Origin of the sequence: Roseovarius sp. MBR-6 (genome assembly GCF_040547525.1) — a bacterium.
Classification (GTDB): domain Bacteria; phylum Pseudomonadota; class Alphaproteobacteria; order Rhodobacterales; family Rhodobacteraceae; genus Roseovarius.
Genome location: NZ_JBEPPW010000014.1, coordinates 1 through 26,692, shown reverse-complemented (window position 1 = coordinate 26,692; position 26,692 = coordinate 1). Strand labels below are relative to the sequence as shown.

The 26,692-nt window shown below is 64.8% G+C and carries 20 protein-coding genes and 4 pseudogenes; 19 read left to right on the top strand and 5 right to left on the bottom strand.

The features are described from left to right. The first annotated feature begins 1 nt into the window (after position 1). From ABIE57_RS15405 to ABIE57_RS15395, 3 genes are read left to right on the top strand one after another with little or no spacing between them, the layout of a single operon-like run. Positions 2 to 1,945 (top strand): nitric oxide reductase activation protein NorD, encoded by a 1,944-nt coding sequence (locus ABIE57_RS15405; protein WP_354539915.1) that lies wholly within the window; start codon positions 2 to 4, stop codon positions 1,943 to 1,945. Then, the gene (locus ABIE57_RS15400; protein WP_354539914.1) at positions 1,942 to 2,484 is read left to right on the top strand and encodes a cytochrome c oxidase subunit 3; all 543 of its coding nucleotides are present in this window, start codon (positions 1,942 to 1,944) and stop codon (positions 2,482 to 2,484) included. Before ABIE57_RS15405 ends, ABIE57_RS15400 begins: the two co-directional genes overlap by 4 nt. Beyond that, positions 2,481 to 2,741, top strand: a complete 261-nt coding sequence (locus ABIE57_RS15395; protein ID WP_354539913.1) for a nitric oxide reductase F protein — start codon at positions 2,481 to 2,483, stop codon at positions 2,739 to 2,741. Before ABIE57_RS15400 ends, ABIE57_RS15395 begins: the two co-directional genes overlap by 4 nt. A gap of 315 nt (positions 2,742 to 3,056) precedes the next feature. Here ABIE57_RS15395 and ABIE57_RS15390 read toward each other — a convergent pair whose 3' ends face one another. After that, a complete protein-coding gene (locus ABIE57_RS15390; RefSeq protein WP_354539912.1) occupies positions 3,057 to 3,761 on the bottom strand; it encodes a Crp/Fnr family transcriptional regulator in 705 nt (234 codons plus the stop codon). A 143-nt stretch (positions 3,762 to 3,904) separates the two neighbouring features. Between ABIE57_RS15390 and ABIE57_RS15385 the strand changes: the two genes are divergently transcribed. The 8 genes and pseudogenes from ABIE57_RS15385 to ABIE57_RS15350 form a co-directional block, all read left to right on the top strand. Then, entirely contained in the window at positions 3,905 to 4,216 is a 312-nt protein-coding gene (locus ABIE57_RS15385) for a hypothetical protein (RefSeq protein WP_354539911.1), read from the top strand. Positions 4,217 to 4,463: 247 nt separating this feature from the next. Further along, positions 4,464 to 6,251: a sensor histidine kinase gene (locus tag ABIE57_RS15380; protein ID WP_354539910.1), complete on the top strand. Its 1,788-nt coding sequence runs from the start codon at positions 4,464 to 4,466 to the stop codon at positions 6,249 to 6,251. Then, entirely contained in the window at positions 6,248 to 7,612 is a 1,365-nt protein-coding gene (locus ABIE57_RS15375; protein WP_354539909.1) for a sigma-54-dependent transcriptional regulator, read from the top strand. The genes ABIE57_RS15380 and ABIE57_RS15375 overlap by 4 nt, the downstream gene beginning before the upstream one ends. A 197-nt stretch (positions 7,613 to 7,809) precedes the next feature. Continuing rightward, positions 7,810 to 8,784 carry a TAXI family TRAP transporter solute-binding subunit gene (locus tag ABIE57_RS15370; protein WP_354539908.1) on the top strand — a complete coding sequence of 325 codons (975 nt, stop codon included), beginning with the start codon at positions 7,810 to 7,812 and terminating at the stop codon, positions 8,782 to 8,784. Positions 8,785 to 8,881: 97 nt separating this feature from the next. Further along, a complete protein-coding gene (locus ABIE57_RS15365; protein ID WP_354539907.1) occupies positions 8,882 to 9,811 on the top strand; it encodes a hypothetical protein in 930 nt (309 codons plus the stop codon). A gap of 54 nt (positions 9,812 to 9,865) precedes the next feature. Then, complete coding sequence (locus tag ABIE57_RS15360; RefSeq protein WP_012112698.1) at positions 9,866 to 11,221, top strand: IS1380-like element ISPme1 family transposase; 1,356 nt, start codon at positions 9,866 to 9,868, stop codon at positions 11,219 to 11,221. A gap of 267 nt (positions 11,222 to 11,488) precedes the next feature. After that, entirely contained in the window at positions 11,489 to 12,709 is a 1,221-nt protein-coding gene (locus ABIE57_RS15355) for an MFS transporter (RefSeq protein WP_101923154.1), read from the top strand. Between the two features lie 315 nt (positions 12,710 to 13,024). Continuing rightward, a pseudogene (locus tag ABIE57_RS15350) lies at positions 13,025 to 14,413 on the top strand (TRAP transporter permease); the annotation flags it as partial. Positions 14,414 to 14,469: 56 nt separating this feature from the next. On the opposite strand, the gene ABIE57_RS15345 reads toward ABIE57_RS15350, so the two are convergent. Beyond that, positions 14,470 to 15,123: a peroxiredoxin gene (locus ABIE57_RS15345; RefSeq protein WP_354539906.1), complete on the bottom strand. Its 654-nt coding sequence runs from the start codon at positions 15,121 to 15,123 to the stop codon at positions 14,470 to 14,472. A gap of 123 nt (positions 15,124 to 15,246) precedes the next feature. On the opposite strand from ABIE57_RS15345, the gene ABIE57_RS15340 reads away from it, so the two are divergent. The 3 genes and pseudogenes from ABIE57_RS15340 to ABIE57_RS15330 form a co-directional block, all read left to right on the top strand. Then, complete coding sequence (locus tag ABIE57_RS15340) at positions 15,247 to 16,689, top strand: aldehyde dehydrogenase family protein (RefSeq protein WP_354539905.1); 1,443 nt, start codon at positions 15,247 to 15,249, stop codon at positions 16,687 to 16,689. A gap of 268 nt (positions 16,690 to 16,957) precedes the next feature. Continuing rightward, positions 16,958 to 17,104: pseudogene (locus ABIE57_RS20615) on the top strand (SWIM zinc finger family protein); the annotation flags it as partial. 1,548 nt (positions 17,105 to 18,652) lie between these two features. Beyond that, positions 18,653 to 18,796: pseudogene (locus ABIE57_RS15330) on the top strand (IS256 family transposase); the annotation flags it as partial. Between the two features lie 107 nt (positions 18,797 to 18,903). On the opposite strand, the gene ABIE57_RS15325 reads toward ABIE57_RS15330, so the two are convergent. Next, positions 18,904 to 20,934, bottom strand: coding sequence for a hypothetical protein (locus ABIE57_RS15325; RefSeq protein WP_354539904.1), 2,031 nt, complete (start codon positions 20,932 to 20,934; stop codon positions 18,904 to 18,906). Between the two features lie 21 nt (positions 20,935 to 20,955). Beyond that, entirely contained in the window at positions 20,956 to 22,182 is a 1,227-nt protein-coding gene (locus ABIE57_RS15320) for an ATP-grasp domain-containing protein (protein ID WP_354539903.1), read from the bottom strand. Positions 22,183 to 22,511: 329 nt separating this feature from the next. Between ABIE57_RS15320 and ABIE57_RS15315 the strand changes: the two genes are divergently transcribed. From ABIE57_RS15315 to ABIE57_RS15295, 5 genes are all read left to right on the top strand, one after another. Further along, entirely contained in the window at positions 22,512 to 23,480 is a 969-nt protein-coding gene (locus tag ABIE57_RS15315; RefSeq protein ID WP_354539902.1) for a helix-turn-helix domain-containing protein, read from the top strand. Between the two features lie 130 nt (positions 23,481 to 23,610). After that, the gene (locus tag ABIE57_RS15310; RefSeq protein WP_354539901.1) at positions 23,611 to 24,051 is read left to right on the top strand and encodes a DUF6789 family protein; all 441 of its coding nucleotides are present in this window, start codon (positions 23,611 to 23,613) and stop codon (positions 24,049 to 24,051) included. A gap of 28 nt (positions 24,052 to 24,079) precedes the next feature. Beyond that, positions 24,080 to 24,826, top strand: a complete 747-nt coding sequence (locus tag ABIE57_RS15305) for a flavodoxin family protein (protein WP_354539900.1) — start codon at positions 24,080 to 24,082, stop codon at positions 24,824 to 24,826. 38 nt (positions 24,827 to 24,864) lie between these two features. Continuing rightward, positions 24,865 to 25,713: an alpha/beta fold hydrolase gene (locus ABIE57_RS15300; protein WP_354539899.1), complete on the top strand. Its 849-nt coding sequence runs from the start codon at positions 24,865 to 24,867 to the stop codon at positions 25,711 to 25,713. Positions 25,714 to 25,763: 50 nt separating this feature from the next. Then, the gene (locus tag ABIE57_RS15295; RefSeq protein WP_354539898.1) at positions 25,764 to 25,949 is read left to right on the top strand and encodes a hypothetical protein; all 186 of its coding nucleotides are present in this window, start codon (positions 25,764 to 25,766) and stop codon (positions 25,947 to 25,949) included. A 215-nt stretch (positions 25,950 to 26,164) separates the two neighbouring features. Here the strand turns inward: ABIE57_RS15295 and ABIE57_RS15290 are convergent. After that, positions 26,165 to 26,579 (bottom strand): annotated as a pseudogene (locus tag ABIE57_RS15290) (transposase); the annotation flags it as partial. Positions 26,580 to 26,692: the final 113 nt, after the last annotated feature.

Genomic DNA, 26,692 nt, shown 5'->3' with positions numbered 1-26,692 from the left:
GATGGGCAGGATCGACATCGACCCATGGGAACCTGAAGAATCGATCGGGAAACTGTGGCACGCCTATGCCAGCCGTCTCGACGCTCCGGGCGTGCATGACGGAGCCCGTGTCGACCTCTCTGAGGTCGCGGGGCGGCTGGCAGTTCTTTTCCGGGGTCTCGGCGGTGATCCCTCCGTCGAGGTCAAGGCCGTGGCGGAGGAGACGAGCCACCACCGCCTGTCCTTCCTGCGCCGCCTCGGCACGCCTGTCGAGGTCGTGCCGCGCGCCAGTTTCGACGGCGCGGCGCTGCGTCTGCCCGCCGCGCTTGCCGTCTATCCGGCGCGCGAGGCCAATGGCGCGCTTTACCTCTGGCTTGCGGCCTGCGCCGCCCATGCCCCCACGGCACCAGACCATGACGACCCGCTCGCCGCCGATCTGACCGCGATTGCCGCCGCGCAAGCCATGGTTGCCACCACGCTTGAGGCGGCGCCGGGCTTTCGCGCGCTTTATGCCGATCTCTGCGGCGGGCTTCGCGCGTTGCGCCCCCGCCCTGCGCTTCCCGCCACCGAGGACGCGGTCGAGGCGCTGATCCGGCACCATCTGGGCGATCCCGCGCCGCTCGGCGCGCGCGCCGAAGCGCTGGCCGGGGCCGACCCCGCCGCCTTGCGCGCGCCGCGCGGCTATCGCCCGTTCCGCCCCGTGCCGCTCTGGCCCGATCTGCGCGCGACGGGCCGCAGCGAGGCCGACCAGGTCGAGGACCGCGAGACCGAGGGCGCGCCCGAGACCGGCGAGGGCAGCGAGAAGACCCGCCGCGCGCGCCGCCGCAAATCCGACCTGATCGACCGCAAGGACAGTTTCATCCTGCACAAGTTCGAGGCGATCCTGAGTTGGGCCGAGTTCATCAACCTCAACCGCCGCGTCGAGGATGATGACGAGGACAGCGCCAAGAAGGCCGCCGACGATCAGGAGGAAATCGGGCTGGGGCAGGTGTCGCAGGCCCCCGCGACCCGGCTCAAGCTGCATCTTGATCTTGCGCCCGAGGATGTGGACCGCGAGGCGCTCTCGGACGTGCTGACCTACCCGGAATGGGATGTGCGCACGGGCCAATACATGCCCGATCACGTGCGCATCCTTGCCAGCGACCTGCGCCCCGAGGCGGGCGCGCTTGCCCTGCCCAACCCGCGCGCCGCCCGCCGCATCCGCGCGGTCAAACGCCAGTTCGAGGCGTTGCGACCGGGCCGCGTCTCGACCCCCGGCCATCCTGATGGTGACGAGCTTGACACCGAACGCGCCGTGCGCGCGCGGGTGGATTTCCTTGCCACCGGCGAAAGCGATGACCGGATCTGGCGGCAGACGCGACCGCTGGCGCGCGATCTGGCGGTGTCGATCCTGCTCGACGTGTCGCGCTCGACCGAAGGCCATGTGACAGGCCATGACGGCGACAGCCGCAGCGTGATCGAGATCGAGCGCGAGGCGCTGGCGGCGCTGTCATGGGGTCTCAATGCCTGCGGCGACAGCTTTGCCATCAACGCGTTTTCCTCGCTCAAGCGGCACCGGGTCTGGCTGCACCGGCTCAAGGGCTTCGACGAGCCGATGAGCGCGGCCATCGAGGCGCGTATCGCCGCCCTGAAACCCGGCCATTACACGCGCCTCGGGGCCGCGATCCGCCATGCCAGCGCCGAGCTTGCCCGCGAGACGCGCAAGCGGCGGCTGCTCTTGGTCATCACCGATGGCAAGCCCAACGATCTCGATCATTACGAGGGCCGCCACGGCATCGAGGACAGCCATATGGCGATCCGCGAGGCGCGGCGCGCGGGGCAGTCGGTCTTTGGCATCACCGTGGACCGTGACGGCAAGGCGTGGTTCCCGCGCATGTTCGGGCAGGGCGGCTATGCGCTCATCCCGCATCCTGACCGCCTGACCGCCGCGCTGCCGCAGATCTACCGGCAACTGGTCGGGGCATGACCGACCTGCTGGACGAGCTGCCCGGCGAGCCGATGATGTGGGTTCTGATCGTTTCGGAACTGCTGGTTTTCGGCGCGGGGCTGGCGGCGCTGAGTGCCATGCGCCTGACCGATCCCGCGGGCTTTGCCGAGGCGCAGGCGCATCTCAACCGCGCGGGGGCCGCGCTCAATACCGTGGTGCTGGTCACGTCCGGTTGCCTCGCCGCGCTTGCCGTGCGCGCGGCCCAATCGGGGCGCGAGGGGCGCAAGCGCGCGCTGCTGGCCGGCGCCATGGTGCTTGGCGTGGTGTTTCTGGTCATCAAGGGGCAGGAATATGCCGCCAAGGCCGCGGAGGGCATCACTTGGGAAACCCACCCGTTTTTCACCTTCTACTACCTGCTCACCGGGTTTCACGCGGCGCATGTGGTGGCGGGGATCGTGCTTCTGGGGCTGGTGGCGGTGCTGCGCGATCCGCGCGCGACCGAGACCGGCGCGGCCTTCTGGCACATGGTCGATCTGGTCTGGGTGCTGCTGTTCCCGGTCGTCTACCTGATCCGATGACCCGCGATCCGCTCCTCCTGGCCTGGGCTGGCCTCGTGACGCTGAGCCTTGCCGGTGCGGGGCTGAGCCTTGTGCCTGCGGGGCCTGTGCTCTCGCTCATGGCGCTCTCGCTGGCCTTGCTCAAGGGGCGGATCATCCTGCATCGCTATCTGGGCCTTGCCAACGCCCCGCGCTGGCGGCGCGGCTTTGACATGGTGCTGGCGGGGTTCTGCGCGGGGCTTGCGGGGCTGGCGCTGCTGCTGGGGACCGGCATTTGAAAGGCTGGTGCCGATTGGCAGTCGGACGTGGCGGGGAAAAATCTGGTCGGGAAGGGTCATGAATGGCCTGTTGTCGGCATTGGGGAGCCGCGCAAGGGCCCGACCGCGGGTGGGCGCTGCAACAGCCTTGGTGAGCGCTTTATGGTGCCAAATACTGGAACGATTGTAGGGGTTTCAACGTCGAAAAAGCGCCCGCCCGGGGGGCGGTCGGGCGCTCGCGCGGCGGCGTGCGGGGCACGCCTTGATTCCGCGCGGGGGCAACCAGCACCGTCCGCTCAACGCCAAGAACCGCCACCCCACCCGGGTCGCGCGACATCAGCGGTCCCGGCTCCACGCCTCGGCCGGGTCGGCCAAGGCATAGTCCTGCAACCGCTCCAGATCGGCTATTTCGGCCATGTTCTGCCGGATGCTCACACCATGGTCGCGCAGCTTGGCGAAGGCGCGGCTGAGGCTTTCGGGCTTCATCCCCAGACGCCCGGCAATCAGCGCCTTGTCATAGGGCAGGACCACCTCGCATTTGCCTTGCGTGCAAGTGGCAAGATCGAGCAGGAACTCTGCCACGCGCTGTGCCGCCGTCTGCGCCTTGAGCGCCTCGACCTGTCCGACAAGGGCCTGAAGATGGGCGAAGGTGGCCGAAAGGATTGCAATCGCCACCTCGGGCACGTCACGGACCTCGCGCAGGAGAGCGCCCGCATCCACCTGAATGAGCGTGCAATCCGTCACCGCCTCGGCAGCGACGGGATAGGCTGCATGGCGCAGCGCCACCGCCTCGCCGAAACTGCGGCCACGGGTGAAAACGCCCACAACCGCCTCTGCCCCGTTGGGCGCGATGCGATAGAGCTTCACCCAGCCTTCGGCGACGATATAGATCGAGCGCGCGGGCTCGCCCTGCAGGAAGATCGTCGCCCCCCGGTCGAAGCGGCGCACATGCGAGGCGGCAATCAGCTTCTCGGCCACCGGCTCGGGAACCGAGGCAAACAGCACCGATTGCCGTGCGATCTCGACATAGTCCGCTTTCATGACGATCGGCCCCGCTGTTTCGCACCCCGTGACAAGCGGCTTACCATGACCAGTGATACCGATACGAGCCTTGACCTTCATCAAGAGCCACCGCGATTGCCACGTTATGATGACTCGACACCACAACAAAGAGGCAACGCGACATGGGCCTGAACATTCTGGCGTTTCTCTGGTTTGCGGGCATGGCGGGCGCGGTGGCCTTCGCCGTGCGCGCGGGCGGCCAGAGGGGTGTGTTCCGGGGGATATGGGTTGTGCTTGCCTGCCTGGTGCTTTTGCAGATCATGCATCTTGCGGCAAGCCATGCCTGCATGCCCGGCAATTGCGGGGATCTTGGCCTGCTGCTCGGGAGAATAAGGATGACCCTTGGCGCGCTGACCCTTGCGGGTGGGCTCGCCGGCCTTCTGCTCGGCCTGTGTGTCCTCGCACCGAGGGATGACCGGGCAGGATCACACTGACGCAGAGGGTGCGCGATGCCGGTCCCCTGACGCATCCGGGCAATGCCCGTCCATGGTGGCGTGCGGGACGGGTGCGATTGTTCCTTGGCAGACCCCGGCCGCTTCGGTTTCGGGTCCGGTGACGCGGCGACGATTGCCGCAGTGTGAATCGGGTGGTATCAACAAATCCGTGTCACACGGGATATCACATGTCGCGCAGGCGCGGCGCCGGTCGCGTTGGGGCCTTTGGCTCGGCCTTGGGCTGATCATGCTTTTGGCCGTCGGGGCCGCTGTTCACGGTCAGGCAACGCGGGTGTTTCTGGGGGAAACGGCCGCCCGCGCCAGCGGGACGTTGCAGCTTGCGACAACCGCGCTGGGCGGCTATCTCGAGCGCTTTGAGCGGCTGCCGCCGCTTCTTGCGCGGCAAGAGGCGATCCGCAATCTGGCGGCGGCCCCGGACGATCCGGATGCCATAGACGCGGCCAACCTCTTCCTTCAGGAAGTGACCGGAGATCTTGGGGCGTCCGATATCTACTTCATGGACATGACCGGGTTGACGCTTGCCGCCTCCAACTTTGCCCAGCCGCATAGTTTTGTCGGCGGCAACTTTGCATTCCGCCCCTATTTCAGCGATGCGGTGGCCAGCGGGGCGGGTCGTTTCTACGCTTTGGGAACGACCTCGCTCAAGCGCGGATATTATTTCGGAGCGCCGGTTCTGGACGGCGACAAGATTCTCGGCGTTGTCGCGCTCAAGATCGACCTGGATGCTGTCGAGGCGACCTGGACGGGGGCGGATTACCACGTGATCGTGGTCGATCCCCAGGGCGTCGCATTTCTGACAAGCAAGCCCGAGTGGCGCTTTGGCCGCACCCGGCCCATGACCGCCGAAGGTCAGGCCGCGCTCGAGGCCACCCGCCGCTATGCGGATGCAACGCTGTTGGACATTCCGCTTGTGCAGGACCGGACCGGGGCCGGACATGTGCTGTGGCGCACCGGCGCGCCGGGGCAGGAGGCTCAGGAATATCTGGTGGCCGACTTGCCCATGCCCGAAGCCGACTGGACCATGATGGTGCTGCAAAGCACGGCACCTGCCCGCGCGCAGGCCATGATCGTCAGCTTGGGCAGCGTTCTGGCGCTGGCGCTTCTGGGGATGATCATCGCCGTCGTGCTGCAACGCCGGGCGCGGTTGCGCGATCTTCTGGAGATGCAGGCGGCGGCCCAGACCCAGCTTGAGACGCGGGTGGTCGAGCGCACGCGCGAACTGGCCGTGGTGAACGAGGCGCTCGGGGCAGAGGTGGCGGAACGGCGTCAGGCCGAGGCGTCGTTGCGCCGCGCGCAGAATGATCTGGTGCAGGCGGCGAAGATGGCGGCGCTGGGTCAGATGTCCACGGCATTGGGCCACGAGGTGAACCAACCGCTGGGGGCGCTGCGCAATTATGCCGAAAGCGCCGTCATGCTGCTGTCCAAGGACCGCCTGGCCGAGACGCAGACGGCACTGGAGCGCATCCTTGCCATGACCGACCGGATCGCGGCAATCGCCAAGCGGCTGCATACGTTCGGCAGGCGTCCGGGCGCGCAACTGGTTGCCGTCGATATCGGCGACACGATCGAGGCGGCGCGCGAAATCGCGGGGCCGCGGCTGCGCCAGATCGGCGTCGATCTCTTCGTGGATATCGCCGCTGGTGTCGCGCCGGTCAGGGCGGGGCCGGTGCGCCTTCAACAGGTGCTGGTCAACCTTCTGACCAATGCCGCGGATGCCGTGGCCCCGCGCGAGGATCGCCGGGTGCGGATCAGCGCCCGGGGCGACGGCGATGCCGTCATCCTGCGGGTCGAGGACAGCGGGCCGGGCGTGCCGCCCGACATTGCGCCGCGCATTTTCGATCCGTTCTTCTCGACCAAGGGCGTTGGCAACGGTCTGGGGCTTGGCCTGTCGATCACCTATAACATCGTCAAGGATTTCGACGGGGACATCACGCTTGTCGCGGGCACCCTCGGGGGGGCCGCCTTCGAGGTGCGCCTGCCCGCCGCACAGCCCCAGGCCGAGGCCGCCGCGTGACGGCGGGACGCCCGCCCGTGCATGTTCTCGTGGTCGATGACGACGTGGACCTGCGCGCCTCGACGGTGCAGGCGCTCGATCTTGCGGGTCATCAGGTGCAGGATGCGGCCTCGGCCGAGCGGGCGCTTGACTATGTAAGCTTCGGCTTTCCGGGCGTGGTGCTGACCGATATCCGCATGCCGGGAATGGACGGCCTGACCCTGATGAGCCGGGTGCACGAGATCGACCGGGAAATTCCGGTGATCCTGATGACGGGGCATGGCGATGTGCAACTGGCCGTGCGGGCGATGCGCGAGGGGGCGCATGATTTCATCGAGAAGCCCTTTTCGGCCAGCCAGATGACAGAGCTTGTCGCCCGCGCCGTGGATTTCCGGCGGCTGGTGCTGGAAAACCGGGTGTTGCGCGCGGCTGCCGGGCAAGCCGATGATCTGGAGCAGCGTCTGATCGGGCGCTCCAAGGCGATGATCGACCTGCGCCGACGGTTGCGCACCATCGGTCCTGCGGAAACCGATGCGCTCATCGTGGGCGAAACCGGATCGGGCAAGGAGGTGGTCGCGCGCGCCCTGCACGACCTGTCGCCGCGGGCGCGTCATCCGCTGGTGGTGATCGACTGCGCCGCGATCCCGCCGCACCTTATCGAAAGCGAGCTGTTCGGCCATGAGCAGGGGGCCTTTGCCGGGGCGATGCGGGCGCGGGCGGGCAAGTTCGAACATGCGCGCGGGGGCACGGTGCTGCTGGACGATATCGCGGCCCTGCCCCCGCCGCTTCAGGGCAAGCTTCTGCGGGTGATCGAGGACCGGGTGGTCAGCCGTCTGGGATCGAACGAGGAACACCGGCTGGATATCCGTATCCTCGCCACCGCCCGCGTGCCCCTGATGGCCGAGGTCGAGGCCGGGCGGTTCCGCGCCGATCTGCTCTATCGTCTCAATGTGGTCACGCTCGAGGTGCCTGCGCTGGAGGAGCGGCGCGAGGATATCGCGCTGCTCTTCCTGCGCCTTTTGACCGAGGCCGCCGCGCGGCATCGCATCGACACCGTGCCCGAGGTGCCCCCGGCATTCCTGGCCGCGCTCGGCAGCCGCGCGTGGCCCGGAAACGTGCGCGAATTGCGCAATGCCGCGGATCGCTTCGCGCTTGGGCTCGGGCTTGATGTGGCAGGCGAGACCGCGGCTCTGCCCGCACGGCTCGCGGATCGTGTCGCCGCGTTCGAGCGGCGCGAGATCGAGGCGGCGCTTGCCGCCCATGGCGGGGCGTTGCGGCCGGTCTACGAATCCCTCGGCCTGAGCCGCAAGTCGCTTTACGAGAAAATCCAGAAACTCGGGATCGACAGGACCGACTTTCTTGCCGATGGCGACGGCGGCTGACCGACGGACGATCCCATTCGGTGACATAAGCGGGCCGCGATGTCCCCTTTTCCACCCATTCAGACGCGCGGGGTGCCGAATATGCGCCACATCCCTGCCGTGGCGGTTGATCGGTGCGTGGAATCTGATTTGATGGATGCAGCGTCATTCCGTCCGGGATGGCGGTTGAAACGATGAAAGACTCTGGGAGGAGCAACATGACCTACCGCTTTATCGCGGCCATTGCGGCCGCTGCTACCCTGTCGCTTGGCACGGCGTCGCTGGCGCAGGACAGGGCCGGATGGCCCAACAGCCTGACCATCGGCACGGCAAGCCAGGGCGGCACCTATTTCGTCTATGGCAACGGTTTCGCCAGCTTCATCTCCGAATCACTCGGCATTGCCGCAAGCGGTGAAGTGACCGGCGGCCCGGTGCAGAACGTGACCCTGGTCGAGACCGGTGATCACCTCATGGGTCAGGTGACGATGGGCCCCGCCTATGATGCGTGGAACGGCAAGTCGGAACTCGCGCCGGGGCTGGAGCACCGCTCGATCCGCGCGCTCTTCCCGATGTATCAGACCCCGTTCCAGGTGATTGCGCTGCGCTCGTCGGGCATCACCTCGGTGTCGGATCTGGCCGGCAAGCGCGTGGGCGTCGGCCCGGCCGGCGGCACGCCCGGCACCTATTGGCCACAGTTCCTCGAGGTGCTTGGCGTTGACGCGACGGTTTCGAATGCGGGCGCCTCGGATTCCGCCGGCCAGTTGCAGGACGGCTTGATCGACGCCTTCGCCTTTGCGGCGGGTGTGCCGATTTCGGCCTTCGCGGAACTGGCGGCCAGCCAGGACGTGGTGATGTTCGGCTTCAACGACGCGGAAATGCCCAAGATCAAGGAAGCATTCCCGGCCTTCGCCCCGCTGACCATCAAGGCGGGCACCTATGCCGGGCATGATTACGATCAGAACACGGTCGCGATGTGGAACTTCACCATCGCGCATGAGGAAATGCCGGAGAGCCTCGCCTACGAGATCACGAAGCTTGCCATGGATAATCCCGAGCGCATGGTCCAGATCCACGCCGCCGCCCGCGAGACGCTGGTCGAGAACTGGGACAAGAACACCTTCATGCCGTTCCATCCCGGTGCCGTGCGGTATTTCGAGGAAAAGGGCATCACCATCCCCGACAACCTGCGCTGACCCAGAGGGGAGTCACACGGGCGGGCCCCGGGCCTGCCCCTGCCTGCTCCGGCGCGTGTCGGGGCGGGCGAGCTTGAGGGTGGAGGAGATCTGAACCATGACCGCGCAATCCGCAAGACCGGCGGCGACGCCATCACCGGTGCCAGACGCCATCGCCGATGGGGTCGATGCCGAGATCTTCACCGCGAACCAGCGCAAGCCGCTTGGCCAGCTTGGCCTGATCGCGGCGATCCTGTGCATCGCCTATACGGTGTTTCATGTCGGGGTGATGAACGGTCTGCATGACCGCATCACCGATTTTCTGGGCCTTAACTCCATCGATCTGACGGAGCCATGGCGCTATCGGCTGATCCATGTGGGCGGCGGTCTGGCGCTGGGATTTTTGCTCTATTCCTCCACGCTCTTCTCCGAAGACCGGCCCGGGCAGGCCGATCCGCGCCGGATGCTGGCGATCCTGCCCGGCGCTCTGGCCGTCACCCTCGCCTTCGCGCAGGTTCTGCTGTTCTGGATCACGGGGCAGGGGGTCGATCAGGCCGCCGGGGCCAATACGGCCGTCTGGACGTTCGGCCTGCCGCTTGTCGCGGGGAGTGCCTGGCTTATCGTCGTGGGCTGGTTCTGGCCTGACCGGCGGCGCGGGCATTTCGACATGGCGGACCTCTTTCTTGCGCTCGCGGCGACCACGGTGGCGATGTATCTGATCTTTCACGCGCCGTTCCTGCGGCTGCGGGCCGGAACCGGGCTGGCGAAACAGGCGGACATGTATGCGGCCCTTGCCGGCACGGTGCTGATCCTTGAATTGACCCGCAGGCTGGCGGGGCTGGCGCTGGTGGTGATTGCCGGGATCTTCGTGCTCTATGCCTTTGTCGGGCCGTGGCTGCCGGGCATCCTGCAACATCGCGGTTACACGATGACGCGGTTCTTCAGCTATGTTTATACCGATCAGGGCATTCTCGGGCCGACGACGGCGATTTCCTCGACCTATATCATCCCACATTCTCCAAGTAAGTCGCTGATTTCGCTGTCGTAATCGTGATATTTCGCATATAAATCATGGCGTTGACGGCTGCGAGGGGCGCGTTTCATGGATCACCTGGAGGGTGCGGGCTTGGCGCGGGGAGATCGGGTTGATTTCGACCGCCGTGTGCGTCTGGAGTTCCGTGGTGCGCAGATCAGTTCAGACGGTGGCCTGCTGGTGATGCGCGAGCTTGATGACGTGCTCGGCCTGTCCAATCTGGCGTCGGAGGCGCTGCGAGACAGCCGCACCGGGAAGAACACGCTCCATCGGCTTGACGGATTGTTCCGGCAATCGGTGTTCGGACGACTGGCCGGATACGAGGATGTGAACGATGCCGACCGCTTGGCCCTCGATCCCGTGATGCGTCAGGTCGTTGGCGGCAGGGCCGTCGAGGCGCAAGCTGCTTCGGCATCGCAGATGGGACGGTTCGAGACCGAGACGCTGGCTCTGGCCGCGAACCGGGCGGCGCTGGCCGATCTGAACGGCCAATGGATCGACCGGTTTCATGACCGCAACGGGTTGAAATACATCGTGCTGGACATGGACAGCTCGGTCAGCCCCACCCACGGCGATCAGGAAGGTGCTGCCTGGAACGGGCATTTCGACTGCACCTGCTATCACCCCATCTTCTTGTTCAACCAGTTTGGCATGCTGGAGCGCTGCGCCCTGCGTAACGGCAATGTCCACAGCGCCGATGGCTGGCGGGATGTCCTTGATCCCGTCATTGCCCGATATGCTGGCCGCGACCTTGGTGGACGCTTCTTCCGGGCCGACGCTGCCTACGCGATCCCCGCGATCTATATGCGGCTGGAAGAAGCCAGGTTCTTCTACGCCATCCGTCTGCCCGCCAACGCCGTCTTGCGCGAGAAGATCGCGCATCGGCTGACACGGCCCGTGGGACGGCCTTCGCTGACCAAGGTCAAACGGTTCTTCGAGGACTTCGAGTATCAGGCGGCGTCCTGGGACAAGCCGCGCCGCGTCATCGCCAAGATCGAATGGCATCCGGGCGAGCTGTTCCCCAAAGTCGGCTTCATCGTCACCAACCTGCCGATGGAGCCAGACTGGGTGGTGAGGTTCTACAACCAGCGCGGCACCGCAGAGCAGCACATCAAGGAAGGCAAATATGCCTTTCGCTGGACGCGGCTGTCATGCCGGAAGTTCCGGCACAACGAGGTGCGGCTGCAACTGCACGCGCTGGCCTACAACCTGGCAACCTTCCTGCGCTGCATCGAACTGCCCGAGGCCATGGCGGACTGGTCGTTGACCAGCCTGCAACTCAAGCTGATCAAGATCGGCGCCCGCGTCGTCCGCCACGCCCGCGCCATTACCTTCCAGTTGGCCGAGGTCGCCGTCACCGGCCCGATGGTGCGGGCCGTCCTTGCCGCCATCCGCCGTCTTCGAACGCCTCCGTCATGCGCATGACCACGATCCATGCCCAAGCTGAACGAAAGCGGCAGGACAGGTCCGTCTGCCGCGCGGGAAAGCGGCTCTGCCGGGCCAGAATGCTGCGGGTTCGAGGCTTGATCCACCCGACTTCGGCCGTTTGCGCGACGACAGACACCGCTCGGGGCGAAGAACGCTTGCCCAGCGAGCAAAATCAGGCGATCTTGAAGTCAAGCGGCAGGCCACTTGGGGAATGTCGGTGAAAGAGGGGCGAGATTTACCGGATGCAGCTGAAAGGGCTTTGACATGACCACCGCGCCACAGGCCGTCTTGCGTTGGCGGATACTGGCAATCATCTGCACCGGTGTTGTCGGCGTGCTTGCAACATGGTTTTCGGCAACCGCGATCATGCCCGCATTGATCGTAGAATGGAATCTGTCAGCGTCACAGGCGGCATGGATGACCAATGCTGTGCAGGTCGGTTTCGTCGTGGGGGCAATCGGCGCATCGCTTGTCAACCTGCCCGACATTATCTCCATGCACCGGCTGATGACTGCATCAGCGGTGCTGGCTGCACTGGCCAATGCAGCACTGCCCTTTTTGGGGCCAGAGGGTGCGATTGCCCTACGCTTTCTGACCGGCATGGCTCTGGCGGGGGTTTACCCGCCCGCCCTCAAGTTGATGGCAACATGGTTCGTACAGGGGCGTGGACTTGCACTGGGCTTCCTGATTGGCGCGCTGACGCTGGGGTCATCCATGCCGCATCTGGTGCGCGCAATGACCAGTGGGCTGGACTGGCGTGCGGTGGTCTGGGCAACATCGATCTCGGCTCTGGTCGCAGCCCTGATGTTCGCGACCCTGTTACATGAAGGCCCTCATCCTTTTGGCAAGGCCAGCTTCGACCCACGCAAAGCGTTGGCAGTCTTTTCCAACAGGCCGCTGCTTCTGGCCAATATCGGTTATTTCGGGCATATGTGGGAACTCTATGCCATGTGGGCGTGGATTGTGACCTTTGCCACTGCGGCCGAGGCGGGTCTGAATACCTTTCCTTTTGGATCAGCGTCCATGTTCAGCTTTATTGTCATCGCATCAGGTGTCCTGGGGTGCTTGTTGGGTGGCTGGCTGTCCGATCGCATAGGGCGCTGCCTGACCTGCGCAGGGATGATGCTGGTGTCGGCGGGTTGTGCAGCCCTGATCGGGCTGTTCTTTGATGGCCCCACGTTCATCCTCGGGCTTTTGGCTGTTGTCTGGGGAATTTCGGTGGTCGGTGACAGCGCCCAGTTTTCAGCAGCGGTGACAGAACTGGCCGACAGCGCATTTGTTGGCACCGCCCTGACATTGCAGATGGGGATCGGATTTGCGCTGACCGTGCTGGCCATCTGGGGCCTTCCTCTCTTTGCAGAGCTGATCGGCGGTTGGCAATGGGCCTTTCTCTTTTTGCTGCCGGGGCCGCTGGTTGGAGCATGGGCAATGCTGACTCTGCGTGCCCGCCCTGAAGCCAGAAATCTTGCCCAAGGCGCCCGTTAGGCGCAAAACGCCATGGCGTGCGTAAAGCCCTTTGCCAAACGCGGGACAAGATATGTGGGCACAGTCAAAGCCTGCCCTGCCGGATCAAGACCCCTGTCAGCAGAATCCCATGCAGGTCATTGCGACAGGGGTGGCAAAGCCCTGCCGCTGACATCCGGGCATTGAACATGGCCGTCGGTGCAACTGCTGCCTGTTCTGCCTATTGCGGGATTGTTTGATGTGACCCCATTTGCCGCCGCTTTTGCGGGGTACTGACGCCAATTGCAGCCACCGCAAGACGCACCGCAGCTTCCATCGCATCGATGACCACCACACGGTGTTTGCGGCACAAATACGGAACTATGTGAGAAACTTGGTATATCCGAGATCATCCTCTTCGTGACCTTCGCGGCCTTTCTTCAGGCAAGCCGCGTGGGCGAATATTTCGTCAACTTCGCCTTTGCGGTCGCGGGGGGCGCACGGGGTGGTCCGGCCAAGGTGGCGATCTTCTCCTCGGGGCTGATGGGGATGATCAACGGCACGTCGGCGGGGAATGTGGTCTCCACCGGATCACTGACGATCCCGCTGATGAAGAAGGTTGGCTACAAGCCCCAGACCGCCGCCAGCGTCGAGGCCGCAGCCTCATCGGGCGGGCAGATCCTGCCGCCGATCATGGGGGCGGGTGCCTTCATCATGTCCGAGATCACCGGCATCCCCTATTCCGAGATCGTGACCGCCGCGATCATCCCGGCGCTGCTGTATTTCGCATCCATCTATTTCAACGTCGACCTCAACGCGCTGAAATACGGCATGAAGGGCCTGCCGCGCTCTGAATTGCCGCGTTTTGACCGGCTGGCGCGGCAGGCGTTCCTGTTCCTGCCGATCTTCATCCTGATCGGGGCGCTGTTTGCGGGCTATTCGGTGATCCGCGCGGGGACTTACGGGATGGCGGCGGCGGCTGTCGTGTCGTGGCTGACCCCCTACCGGATGGGGCCAGGGCAGATCCTTTACGCTTTCGAGATCGCGGCCAAGATGACGCTTCAGCTTGTCGCGGTCTGCGCGGCGGCCGGGGTCATTGTCGGGGTCATCGCGCTGACCGGGATCGGGACGCGGTTTTCCTCGATGCTGTTGGGGATGGCGGATCAGAACCAGGCGATCGCGCTCTTTTTCGCCATGATCGTCTCGATCATTCTCGGCATGGGAATGCCCACGACCGCTGCCTATGCCGTGGCCGCGAGCGTGATCGGCCCCGGACTTGTGCAGATGGGCATTCCGCCGCTCACCGCGCATTTCTTCATCTTCTACTATGCGGTGATGTCGGCAATTACCCCGCCGGTGGCGCTTGCCGCCTATGCGGGCGCGGCCATCGCGCAGTCGGACCCGATGAAGACCAGCGTGGAAAGCTTTCGCATCGGTCTGGCGGCCTTCGTGGTGCCGTTCATGTTCTTCTCCTCGCCCGCCCTGTTGATGGATGGTAGCTGGGGAGAGATCATTCACGTGGTGGTCTCGGCCTCGCTTGGCATCTTCATGCTGTCGGCATCGGTGCAGGGCTGGTTCTTCGGCCTGCTGGCCTGGCCGCTGCGGATCGTTCTGCTGGTTGCGGCGCTGTCGATGATCGCCCAAGGGTGGTTTACCGACTTCATCGGTCTGGGAACGGCGATTGCGGTCTGGTTGTTCCAGAAACGCATGGTCAATCCCCAGACCGTCATCCGCGGCTCGGATTGACAGGGGAGCGGGGTGCGCGGGGTCCGGTTGGTCCAGATCCCGCCACCCGGCACCTGCTATCCCGGCAGTTTCACGCGGCGCAGATATGGCAGGTCCGCGTCGAAGCTGCCGAATTTCGCGCGCGCGGCCTCGTCATTCACCGAGGGTGGAACGATGACATCCTGCCCGATGGTCCAGTCGGCAGGCGTCGCCACGCCGTGTTTCGCCGTGGTCTGAAGCGCGTCGAGCGCGCGCAGCACTTCGGCGAAATTGCGCCCCACCGTCATCGGATAGGTCATCGACAGCTTCAGTTGCTTGTCCGGTCCGATGATGAAGACCGAGCGCACCGTGGCGCTGTCGGCGGGCGTGCGCCCGTCGGGCAGATAGGCCTCGGCGGGAAGCATGTCGAACGCCTTGGAGACGGCCAGCCCGTCATCGGCGATGATCGGGAAGCGCGGCGCGGCACCGCCGACCTTCTCGATATCGCCCTTCCATTTGCGGTGATCCTCGACGCCATCGACCGAAACGCCGATCACCTTGGTGCCGCGCTTCTCCCACTCATCGGCCAGCCGCGCGACGGCGCCGAATTCGGTGGTGCAGACGGGCGTGAAATCCTTGGGATGCGAAAAGAGAATCGCCCAGCTATCGCCGATCCACTCGTGCAGCGAAAACGTGCCGAGATCGGTCTCGACGGTCAGATCGGGGATCGTGTCGTTGATGCGAAGTGCCATGAAAGCCTCCTGTTCTGAGGGCGCGCGCGGGAATTTGATCAAATCTCCCGCGGGCCGGATGATCCGACCTTGCGGCGCGCGATTACCGCTGACAGAGTGCCGCCAAATCCACGGAGGTCAACCATGATCGAGAAAAAGATGTTCTATATTGACGGGGCTTGGCAGAAGCCCCGTTCTGGCCGCGATCACGCCGTCATCAACCCCTCGACCGAAGAGGCGTGCGCGGTGATCTCGCTGGGCGGGCAGGCCGATACCGATGCCGCCGTCGCCGCCGCGCGCGCGGCCTTCCCGGCATGGATGGCCACCCCGCCCGAGGAGCGCATCGCCCATGTCGAGAAAATCCTCAAGGTTTACGAGAGCCGCGCCGAGGACATGGCCCAGGCCACCAGCATGGAAATGGGCGCGCCCATCGACATGGCCCGCAAAAGCCAGGTGCCCTCGGGGACCTGGCACATCACCAATTTCCTGACCGCCGCGCGCGCCTTCAAATTCGACGAACCGCTCGGCGATCACGCCCCGAATGACCGCATCATCCACGAGGCCGTCGGCGTGGTGGCGATGATCACGCCATGGAACTGGCCGCAGAACCAGATCACCCTCAAGGTCATCGCGGGGCTGATCGCGGGCTGCACCATGGTGCTGAAACCCTCCGAGGAATCGCCGCTCAACGCGCTGATCTTCGCCGAGGTGATCCATGAAGCGGGCCTGCCCAAGGGGGTGTTCAACCTCGTCAACGGCGACGGCCCGGGCGTGGGCAGCCAGCTTTCGGCGCATCCGGATGTGGACATGATCAGCTTCACCGGATCGTCGCGCGCCGGTCGGCTCATCTCCAAATCCGCCGCCGACACGCTCAAGCGCGTCAGCCTCGAATTGGGCGGCAAGGGCGCGAACCTCATATTCGCCGATGCCGACGACAAGGCGGTCAAGCGCGGCGTGATCCACTGCATGAACAATACCGGCCAATCGTGCAACGCCCCCACAAGGATGCTGGTGGAACGGTCGCGCTATGACCGCGCGGTAGAAGAGGCCGCCGAGGTCGCCGCCGCGATCAAGGTCGGCCCCGCCCATGAAGAGGGCGGCCATATCGGCCCGGTCGTCAACGAGACGCAGTTCAACAAGATCCAAGGGTTGATCCAGACCGGCATCGACGAGGGCGCGCGGCTTGTGGCGGGCGGGCTGGGCCGCCCCGACGGGCTTAATCGCGGCTTCTTCGTGCGGCCTACGGTCTTTGCCGATGTCACCCCCGACATGACCATCGCGCGCGAGGAAATCTTTGGCCCGGTCCTGTCGATCATGTCCTTTGATACGGAGGAGGAGGGGCTGCGCATCGCCAATGACACGCCTTACGGCCTGACCAACTATGTCCAGACCGCCGATCCCGCGCGCGCCAATCGCCTTGCGCGCGGCTTGCGCTCGGGCATGGTCGAGATGAACGGCAAGTCGCGCAGCGCGGGATCGCCCTTCGGCGGCATGAAGCAATCGGGCCATGGGCGCGAGGGCGGCAAATGGGGCATCGAGGACTTCCTCGAGGTCAAGGCCGTCTCGGGCTGGACACCGGGGGCCTGACCCCGTCGGGATGGGGCCGCGCGCGGTCGGTGGCTGACAGGTTTTGCCCCATGATGATGCGGTCTGCCATGCGGCGCGGGGCGGTGCGGCAGGGGGCGTGAATGGCCTCTTGCTGCCATCAAGGCGCAGTTCCCTTGCGCGGAATCAGGGGTGCAGCCCCCGCCGCGCAGCGCCCGTCCGCCCAGAGGTGGTCGCGGAAATCCGGACCGATTGTTTGGCGCGGGGGCGTGAGTATGCGCGCCGAGGATTTGTTGTGTCGGTCGAGGCGATGCCCGATGGTGCGCTCCGGGCGCGGGTGTCGAACGGGCGCGGGCAGAGCTATCAGCAACGGATGACGCTGGATCACGGGCTGGTCGATGGCATGTGTTCCTGCCCGGTCGGATATAATTGCAAACATGTGGCTGCCGCCCTCGTGACATGGGACGCGGAGCAGGGCGGCCCCCGTCGCGCCGCATCAGGACTTGCGGCACCGGTGCAGGGCTGGCTGCGCCGGATCAAGGAGAGCACCGCCCCGACACTGCCGGAAATGCCGCCCGAGGATTACCCGGACACGGTGAAGGAACGGCTGCTTTATGTGCTGATGCCGCAAGACCCGAAGGTCAAGATCGACATCTACAAGGGCCGGATCAATGCGGCGGGCACCGCGCTCAACCGGTCCATCCGGCGCTATGACGCGCTGCGCGGGCTGCAAGGGGCCACCCCGGCCAAGTTCATCCGTCCGTTGGATCTCGACCTTCTCGCAGCCCTGGCGCAGGCGCGCCTGTGGGAGGCGCATTACAGCTATGGCCTACCCGACCTCATCCGACCCAAGGGCAAGGATGTTCTTACCCTGATCCAGCGGCTTTGCGACACGGGGCGGTTCCTGCATGACAACGCCCCCGAGGCGCATCTGGCCTGCTCGGCGGCGTGCCCGACGCCCCGGCTTGCCTGGCAGATGGCGGCGGATGGCAATCAGAGGCTGGGGTTCGAGGATGAGAGCGGCCAGCCGCTGGAATTGCGCGGGATGGACGGGGACGCGCTCTGGCTCGACAAGGGAAAGGGGCAGATCGGGGCGCTGGCGCAGGCGGTCGACACGGAGGTATTGCGCCTTGTGGCCGCCAGCCCCGAGATCGCCCCGCATGAGGCGGGCGCGCTGGCCACGGCGCTGCCCGAAACGCTTGGCGGGCTCGACCTGCCACGCCCGAGCGCGCCGCGCCAGATCCGGCGCAAGGCGACACAACGCATCGCGCGGGTGACGCTTGGGGCCGAGACCGCGCGCGACGGCCCGCGCTATTGGGGCAATTCGGTGCTGTTGCCGACGCTCACCCTGCGCTTTGTCTATGACGGTCAGGAGGTGCCCGAGGGCGGGGACGATCCGCGCAGGATCGAGGACGGCCAGATCGTGACGCTTGCGCGTGACCCCGACTGGGAACGGGCCTGCGCCACCACGCTGATGCGGGCGGGCGCGCTGCGGGTGGAAGAGCTGGAAACCCATTGGCCGGGCGAGCGGATGATGACATGCGATTTCGTCTTTGCCGATGGCGAGATGAACATGCACAGCCTTGAGATGGCGACCGGGCGCGAGGCACTGGATTTCGCCTTTCGCACCTTGCCTGCCTTGCGCCGCGACGGGTGGGAGGTGATCGAGACGCCAAGATGGCCGTTTCGCCTCAGCCCGCTTGCGCCCTTGCTGCATCTCTTTCTGACCCATCATGCCGAGCTTGGCGCGCTGCACCCCTCTGACGCCACTGTCGCGCGACTGGTCGAAGAGGCGCTGGCGGGCAGCGATATCCGCTTTGCCGACAAGGCCGGAGTCCTGCCACTGGCGCGCAGCCTTCAGACGCTGGCCGAGGCGAAAACCTTTGAGGCCCCCAAGGGGCTGAAGGCGCAGTTGCGCGATTATCAGGCCTATGGGGCGGCATGGATGGGCAACCTGCTCGCTGCCGGGTTCGGCGGTGTGCTGGCCGACGATATGGGGCTGGGCAAGACCGTGTTTCCTTGCGCCGAGACCGTGCCGATGCTGCTCTGGGCGCTGCTGGCTGCTGGTCAAATCACCATGCGCAAGATCGACGGCTGGCAAACCCTCGACAAGCCGATTACGCCCATGACCCTTGACCTCGCCGCCTGATCAGGCCCAAATCAACCTACCCGGAAAACGCCGCCGGAGAATTTCCACCAGATTCGAGACACGACCCGCCACGTGATCTGGCAGCTTCACAAAAACAGCGGCGAAGGTCAAAAATCCGGGTGGCCTTCCGTAGCGGCGAGGCGCGAGATGGCTTCGCCGCTGATTTCCTGCCGTCCGGCGGCCCATGTCCGGCGCGCCATTGTTGCGACGCGGTCGAGAATATCGCTTTCAGGGCGGCGCGACGGGGCCGGGCGCATCGCGTCCTCGTGGAACAGATAGAGACGCGAGGCGAAGATCTCGAACGGCAGCGAAGCCTCGCCGAAGCGCTCGCCACAGCCGTGGGTCGAGACCAGCGCGCCGTCGCCCAGATCCTGCCCCGAATCGTTATTCGGGTTGTAGAAATAGACCCGCATCACGCCCTCGCGGTCGCGGGCGACGCGCAGGATGGTGATGGCGTGCCAGCCGATGAAGCGACCGGCGGCGTCAGTCGCGGCAATGCCTGCGGGTTGCGGGTGGATCACCGGCTCGCCACCGTTATAGTCGGGGTGATAGGCACCGTGAAAGCGGGCGATGAAATCCTCGATGGCGGCCAGCGCGCCGGTGGGCACATCCACGGCCACCGCGCAGGACCGGCCCACCCACCAGCCGTGAAATTCCGGGTTGATCCAGATATGCGGATCGTCGTTGCGGTCGGCGCACAGGCGGCCCATTTCGGCATAGATGCGGTCGAGATGCGGCACCAGAACCACCGAGACCGGATCGGCATCAAGCGGCGCGCCGCTGGCAAGGCCCGCGGGCAGAGCGCCGGAATTGATCGCGTGCCCTTCGAAATGCATCATCACCGTATCGATGCGCGCGGCCTGCGTCACCAGATGCAGCAGGTAATCGGGATCGTTCTGCCCCCACATCGCGATGGCGCGGGCCGATTGACAGGTCGGGTTTGCCCCTTGCCCTACGCCCAGAGGCTGGCCCAGAACCTGGATACAGCCCGCAAGCAGCAGATCGGCGGGCGGGGCCGCGTGCAACCCTGCCATCGACAGGCGTTCGGCCACCGCCGCGCAGGGCTCCAACGTCAACAAACGCCTCAGCGCAGGCGCAATCGGCGCGTAATGCAGGATCCCGCGATCGAGCATGAGCGACATGCCGTAAAGCGCCTGCGCGGTTTCGGGCCGCACCGCGCGGCGGATCACCTCGATGACAAGGCCGCGATGGTGCTGAAGACAGTCGCGCCCGGTGGTGCCAAGGCCAAGCGTATCGGCGATCATGCCGTCATGTTCGGTATCGAGCACCCATGTCAGGAACGCCGCGTGATAATCCGACACGAGGCCGGTATCGTGCATGGCGCGCGCCAGCCCCTGCGCCTCGTGGCGCAGGTCGCTTTCATCCATCACGGCAAGACGCTGGCGATAGGTATCGAGCCCCGGATCACCGAGGCAGGCCGATGTCGGGCCGAACAGGGCTGAGACCAGCCGGTCGGCCCCAAGACGCCGGTCGCCGATCTCGCCACCGCGTTCGCTGAGGGTGATGGCGATCTGCGCGATCATGTCCTTGACATGGGCCACCTGGATGGGCCGTTGCCGCAGGATGCGCCAGATCTCGTCGACCAGTTCGCCCAACACGTCCTGAAACCCGACATGATCCGCGAGATACTGAAACAGCGCATCAATCGTCGCCTGCCGCGCGCCCGCCGCGCGCGCCGCCTCGTCCGTCGCGCCAAAGAACCGCCGCATGTTGAGCGCCAGAACCTGCGTCAGGAACCGCCGCGCCGCGGCGGCGTGGATGCCGGGATGCTCGGCCTCGCCCTTGGCCACGGCCAGCAGGCGCAGCAGGCTGACGGCCTCGACCGTCACTGATGCCTGCACGCCGTGGTCAAAGGTGCCCGCGACAAGCCCCGGCAACAGGTTGGCGGGTGCATCCCAGTCGGACCCGGCAAAGAGCCCCGCCGCATCCATCCGGGGGGCAAGCGCGTGCAGACGCTCCAGCCCGCCGGGCACAGCGAGCAACCGCCCCGCCACATCAAGCACCTGCGCCTGAAAGCGCGGCTTGGCAAAGGGGCGGGCCTGCTCGAGATTTTCCAGCGGCCTTTGAAGCGTGGCGACAAGGCGCCCAGCCTCGTCACCGTGATGCTGTTCGCTCATCCGAAATTCCCGCCAACCGGATCACACATAAAAATCCAGCTCTTCCTGTGCCTTCAGCAGGTCGCGCAAGCGGTGCGGATCCTCGCCAAAAAAGTATACCAACCCCCAATGGGTACCGAAAGCGGTGCGCTTTGTCACCTTCTGCTCCATCGGCTGGGCCAGTTCGTGGAATTCGAAATAGGGATCGTTGGCGGTGATCTCGGGGATTTCCATCCGCTCGACCACGCGCCTGCGCGGATAGGCCCCGAAACAGCCGGCATGGCCCTTGGAATCCTTGACCGGGGTCGGGAAGAAGGCGTCAAGCTCGTCCTGCGTGGCCTTGGGGTCGAAGGCCAGCACGATGCCCTGATAGCCGTTGAAGCCATAGGCTCGCTCGATGAGTTCCAGCGCGTTGAACCCCGGCGGACGATAGGCCACCTCGCCGAAATACATCGTGCCGTCGCTGGTCACGAAATATTCGGGGTGGATGAAGCCGAAGTCGATGTCGAATGCCTTGATCAGCTTGTTGATCTCGTCCTCGATGCGCGGCCGCCAGGATTCAAGCTCTGGCGTCGCGGGCACAAAGACGGAATAGCCAAGCGTCACGTATTCGGAAATATTGAGAAACTGGATCTTGCCATCCTTGATCCATGCCTCCACCGCAAATTCCCATCCGTCCAGATGACTTTCCAGCAGGGCCGGAAACTCGTCCTCCGAGATTGAATCCACATCCTCGACCGTGCGGATCGTGCGGTGGCCAAGGCACCCGGCCTTGTCGAAGGCCTTGAAGTGGATCGGGTCGTTCGGGTCGCCGTCAAGCTTGAGCAAGGTCTGGTTCACACGCTTGAGAAAGCGCACCACATCGGCGTGATTGTCCGCCTCCTCGAAAATGCCCACGCGGATACCGGCCAGTTGAGCGCGCCGTTTCATCAGCGACTTGTCGCGGAACAGCATGGATTGGCCCAGAAGGCGCGGATTGTCGACCAGGACCGAGTTGATCGCCCCGGCCCATTCCACGGTTTCCTCGTAAAGCGGGATTGCCACATCGCAGCCCTCTTCCTTGAGGATCTGCGCGATTTCGTGCGACCGCTCGTTCAGCCGGTAAAAATCCCAGGCGATGAAGGGAATGTCGTTGGCCCGCGCATACTCCTCGGCCCAAGGGGGTGCCACGATCACGTAGCGGCGGTCAAAGCGGTCGATGGCGTCGATGGCGTTCAGCGACCAGCCGAGGATCGCCACGTAGCCTTTGTCTGGGTTTTTTCCGGTCATATCTGCCTTTCGTGTCGTTGCGAGCGTCCAGACGTGGCCGCACGAAGTATCCTTGATATATAGCATGACTAAATAAAAAATCAAAGAGCTAGTGCTGCGACGGTCGATGATAGTGCCGGGGGTAAGCTATTAAATAAACGAAAAATATATAATTAATGATACTTGACGTGGATGGGCGTCGCCGGGCTGTCGCTCTGGCGACACTCCCTTTATTTAGAATAACTAAGTGTATATGATCGATCCTTGCCGCTTTCAATACGGCTCAGAATAAATTCTAGTTCCCAAAGGAGATCTGCATCGCGCGAGGGACTGTCATGCAAACCGGCCAGATGATCGATCAGCTGCTCATCCATCTGGATGCGCGCGTGGATGCGTTTGCGATCTGCGAGGTGGCCGATCGCTGGCGGCTTGGGCTTGGCCCGATGAAAATGCCGATGTTTCATTACGTACTGGAGGGAGAAGGCCAACTCGGCGGGGTGACACAGCCGCTTGGACCCGGCGCACTTGTAATCATCCCTGCGGCTCGGCGCCACGAATTGCAGGCACCGGGCTATAGTCCGCGCCATCAGGAGGCAATGTCCGAATTCCGCGTCCTGCCCGAGGGGTTGCTGCGGATCAACGCGGGCGACACCCCGGTCTTGCGCACCGCCTGCGCCACGATTGCCGGGCGGTATCTGCATCAGGCTGATCTATTTTCCGGCCTGACGGAACCGATGGTGTTCCGGTTTCCCGACACCGCCCGCGTCCCTGCGATTTTCGAGGAACTGGTGGAAGAGTTGCGCACCCCCCGCTTTGGCACCCGCGCATTGGCCTCGGCGCTGTTGAAACAGGCGTTTGTCCTGCTGATCCGCGCACAGTTGCAGGAAGGCGGTGCCGATTTTTCGTGGATCCTGTCGCTGCGCGACCGGCGGATCGCCCGTGCCGTCGGGGCCATGATCGACGCGGGCGAAGAGCGTCTGTCATCCGACGCGCTCGCCGATCTGGCAGGCATGAGCCGCGCCGCATTCCAGCGCCGGTTTCTCGACGTAATGGGCGTCACGGTGGCCGATTTCGATGTCCGCCTGCGCCTGCATCGCGCGGCCCTGCTGCTGGTCGAGACCGATTTGCCCGTGGGCGCCATCGCAAGCGCGATCGGCTATTCCAGCCGCAGCCACTTTTCGCGCGCCTTCCGCAAGGCGCTCGGTGTGGACCCGTCCCGCTTTCGCCGCGATCAGGCCTCGGGGGAAATCCTGTCCTCGGTCAAGGACTTCATCTCGGCGCTGCTGCACCCGCCAAAGGCGAAAAGCGCACCGGATTGAGCCGACATCGCACGTGCGCCCGTGTCAAGATCGCCTCACGGGTTGTGCGAGGCGTTCGGGACCTGAAAGCCGCAGCTTGGATTATCCGTTAAGGTTTTGCCACACTCTGATGCAAGAAAAGGAGGCTCAGATGACCCCACTTACCGCCGGAATAGCCGCAGGGCTGATCGCGACGGGCGTTCTGTCACTTCTGATGATCGTCAAGGGGATGATGGGCGTCATGCCCGATCTCAACGTGATCGCGATGCTCGCGGCGACCATGGGCACGGGGGCCGCGATGGGATGGGTCGCGCATGTCGTGATCGGCATCGGGTATGGCGTCGTGTTCAGCCGCTTGTCACAGGGCGGCGATGTGAACAAAGCCGCGCTCAAGGGTATCGTCCTCGGCATCGTCGGTTGGGCCGCGATGATGACCCTGCTCATGCCGATGATGGGCAAGGGGCTGTTCGGGGTCGAAATGGCATCCGATCTGCTGATCGTTCCACTCGCCACGCTCATGCTGCACGTGATTTTCGGCGCGGTGCTGGGGGCGACCTATCACATATTCGTCAAGGATCGCGTGCAGGCGTGACGCGGACCCGACAGATCGGACACACCCCATGACCCTCAACACGGTTCAAGAACGGCTCTGCGAGGAGCACGAGATGGATTTCTCGCATCTCACGGCGCTTATCCTCAACTGCACGCTCAAGCCGTCGGGGCAGCCGTCGCATACCGATGCGCTGCTGCAGGTGCCGCGCGCGATCATGCAGGCCAATGGCATCGCGGTCGAGATGCTGCGCCCGGTCGATTTCGATCTGCCGCCCGGCGTTTACCCTGATATGCGCGAACATGGGTTCAGGACCGACGATTGGCCGGACCTGTGCGCCAAGGTCATGGCCGCCGATATCCTCATCATCGGCACGCCGATCTGGCTGGGCGAGGAAAGCTCGGTCTGCCGTCGCCTGATCGAACGGCTCCATGCCGACTCCGGCAAGCTGAACGACAAGGATCAGTCCATCTATTACGGTCGCGTCGGCGGCTGCATTGTCACCGGCAACGAGGACGGGGTGAAACATTGCGCGATGAGCGTGCTCTACGCGCTGCAACATCTGGGCTATCTCATTCCGCCGCAGGCCGATGCCGGCTGGATCGGCGAGGCCGGGCCGGGGCCGTCCTATGCCGATGACGGATCAAACGGGCCGCAGAACGATTTCACGCAGCGCAACGCCACCTTCATGACGTGGAACCTGATGCACATGGCCCGCATTCTCGGCGACTGGGGCGGCATCCCCGCGCATGGCAACCAGCGCAGCGCCTGGGACGATGGCTGCCGCTTCGACCACCCAAACCCGGAATACCGCTGATCCGCGCGGATGGCGGCCCAATAGGAAAGGAAAATCGAATGAGCGACGTCACCCTGACCCATCACTTCGCAATGGTCGAAGGCCACCGCATGGCCTATCTCGACGAGGGCGCGGGCCCGCCTCTGGTCCTGTTGCACGGCATCCCGACGTCGAGCCTGTTGTGGCGCAATGTGATCCCGGAACTGGCAAAGTCCCGCCGGGTGATCGCGCCTGACATGCTGAACTATGGCCAGTCCGACAAGCCCGCGCGCGCCGATGTCTCGATCGCCGCGCAGGCGCGCATCCTGCGCGGCTTGCTCGATGCGCTCGGTCTGGCCCGTGTCGATCTGGCGGCGCATGATATCGGCGGCGGCGTGGCGCAGATCCTCGCGGCGCGGCACCCTGAACGGATCAACCGCTTGATCCTGCTCAGTGCCATCTGTTTCGACAGTTGGCCCATCCCGGAATTCGAGCCCCTGCTAGACCCGCATGCCGAGGCGGAGATGAGCCTTGATGCCTTCGGCAAGATGATGATCGATTTTCTGCCCCAGGGCGTGGCCTCCAAGGAGGGCTTGAGCCCCGAGGCGATGGAGATCATCCTGCGCCCCTGGAAGGGGGAGGACGGCAAGGCGGCGCTGTTCCGCAATTTCCGGCGCCTCAATCCCGAGTATACCATGGCCATCGCGCGGGAGCTGGAAGCGTTCGATATCCCCACGCTTGTGCTCTGGGGGGACAAGGACCCGTTCCAGAAACCCGCCTATGCGCGGCGTCTGGCCGACACGATCCCCGGCGCGCGGCTGGAATGGATCGAGGGGGCCGCGCATTGGATCATGGAGGAACAGCCACAAGCGGTGGCCGGTCATATCGCCGGATTTCTCGATGCATCGAAAGCGCACGGCACCGCGTGATGACGCAGAGGCGACACGGAATGACACTCACCGCACCTGTCCCGGATGACATGATCACCCTCTTAGCGGAGGTCCGCACGCAGACCGAGCAGCTGGCCGCGCCGCTCACCCCCGAGGATGCGATGCTGCAATCCATGGAAGAGGCCAGCCCGCCCAAATGGCACCTGGCGCATACCACATGGCTCTTCGAGGAGTTCATTGACGAAAGCGGGCTCGACACCAGGATGACCCGGTGATGCGGACGTGGGGCACGCGGCGCCCCCCTGCATCGGGACCGTCCCGCATGGGCACTGGCGCAACAACACCTTCATCGCAGGGCTGCGCAACGACCGGATCGACGCCCCGATGCTGATCGAGGGTGCCATGGACGCCGACGCGTTCTGCGCCTGGGTCGAGCAGATGCGCGCGCCAACCCTCGCCGCAGGCGACATCGTTCGTCGGGAAAACAGCCCCCCCGGACTGTTTTCTGATCCTCCTCGCTCCAGCGCGCGTCGATATCCTTCCGCGACCGCTTGGCAGGCTTGTCGGCCCAGCCCTCGGGCACGTCGCCGCCCTTGATCGTCTTGTTTTCATCGCGGGTGTTGCGATTGCGCGGCACCGGCACGATAGACGCGTCCAGGATCTGACCACCCCGCGCGATGTAGCCCTGCCGCGCCAGATAGCCGTCGAACTGGCTGAACAGCGCCTCGACCAGCCCCGCCTGCGCAAGCCCCTCGCGATAGAGCCCGACCGTCTTGGCGTCGGGCACCCGGTCCTCGAGACCCAGCCCCAGAAACCGTCCTGGCCGAAAGCCGGTCGCGCACCTGATACTCGATCTGGTCGTCCGACAGGTCGTAGTGCGCGCTCAGGACCAGCGTCTTGAACAGTGAGGCCCCGAACGCCATTGATGAAGTGGATGGCTCCCGCTTTCGGCATCGCAATGTGCCATGTTGGGTGCTGTGAAACGGCCAACAAAGGGAGCCATCCATGGACAAGGTTA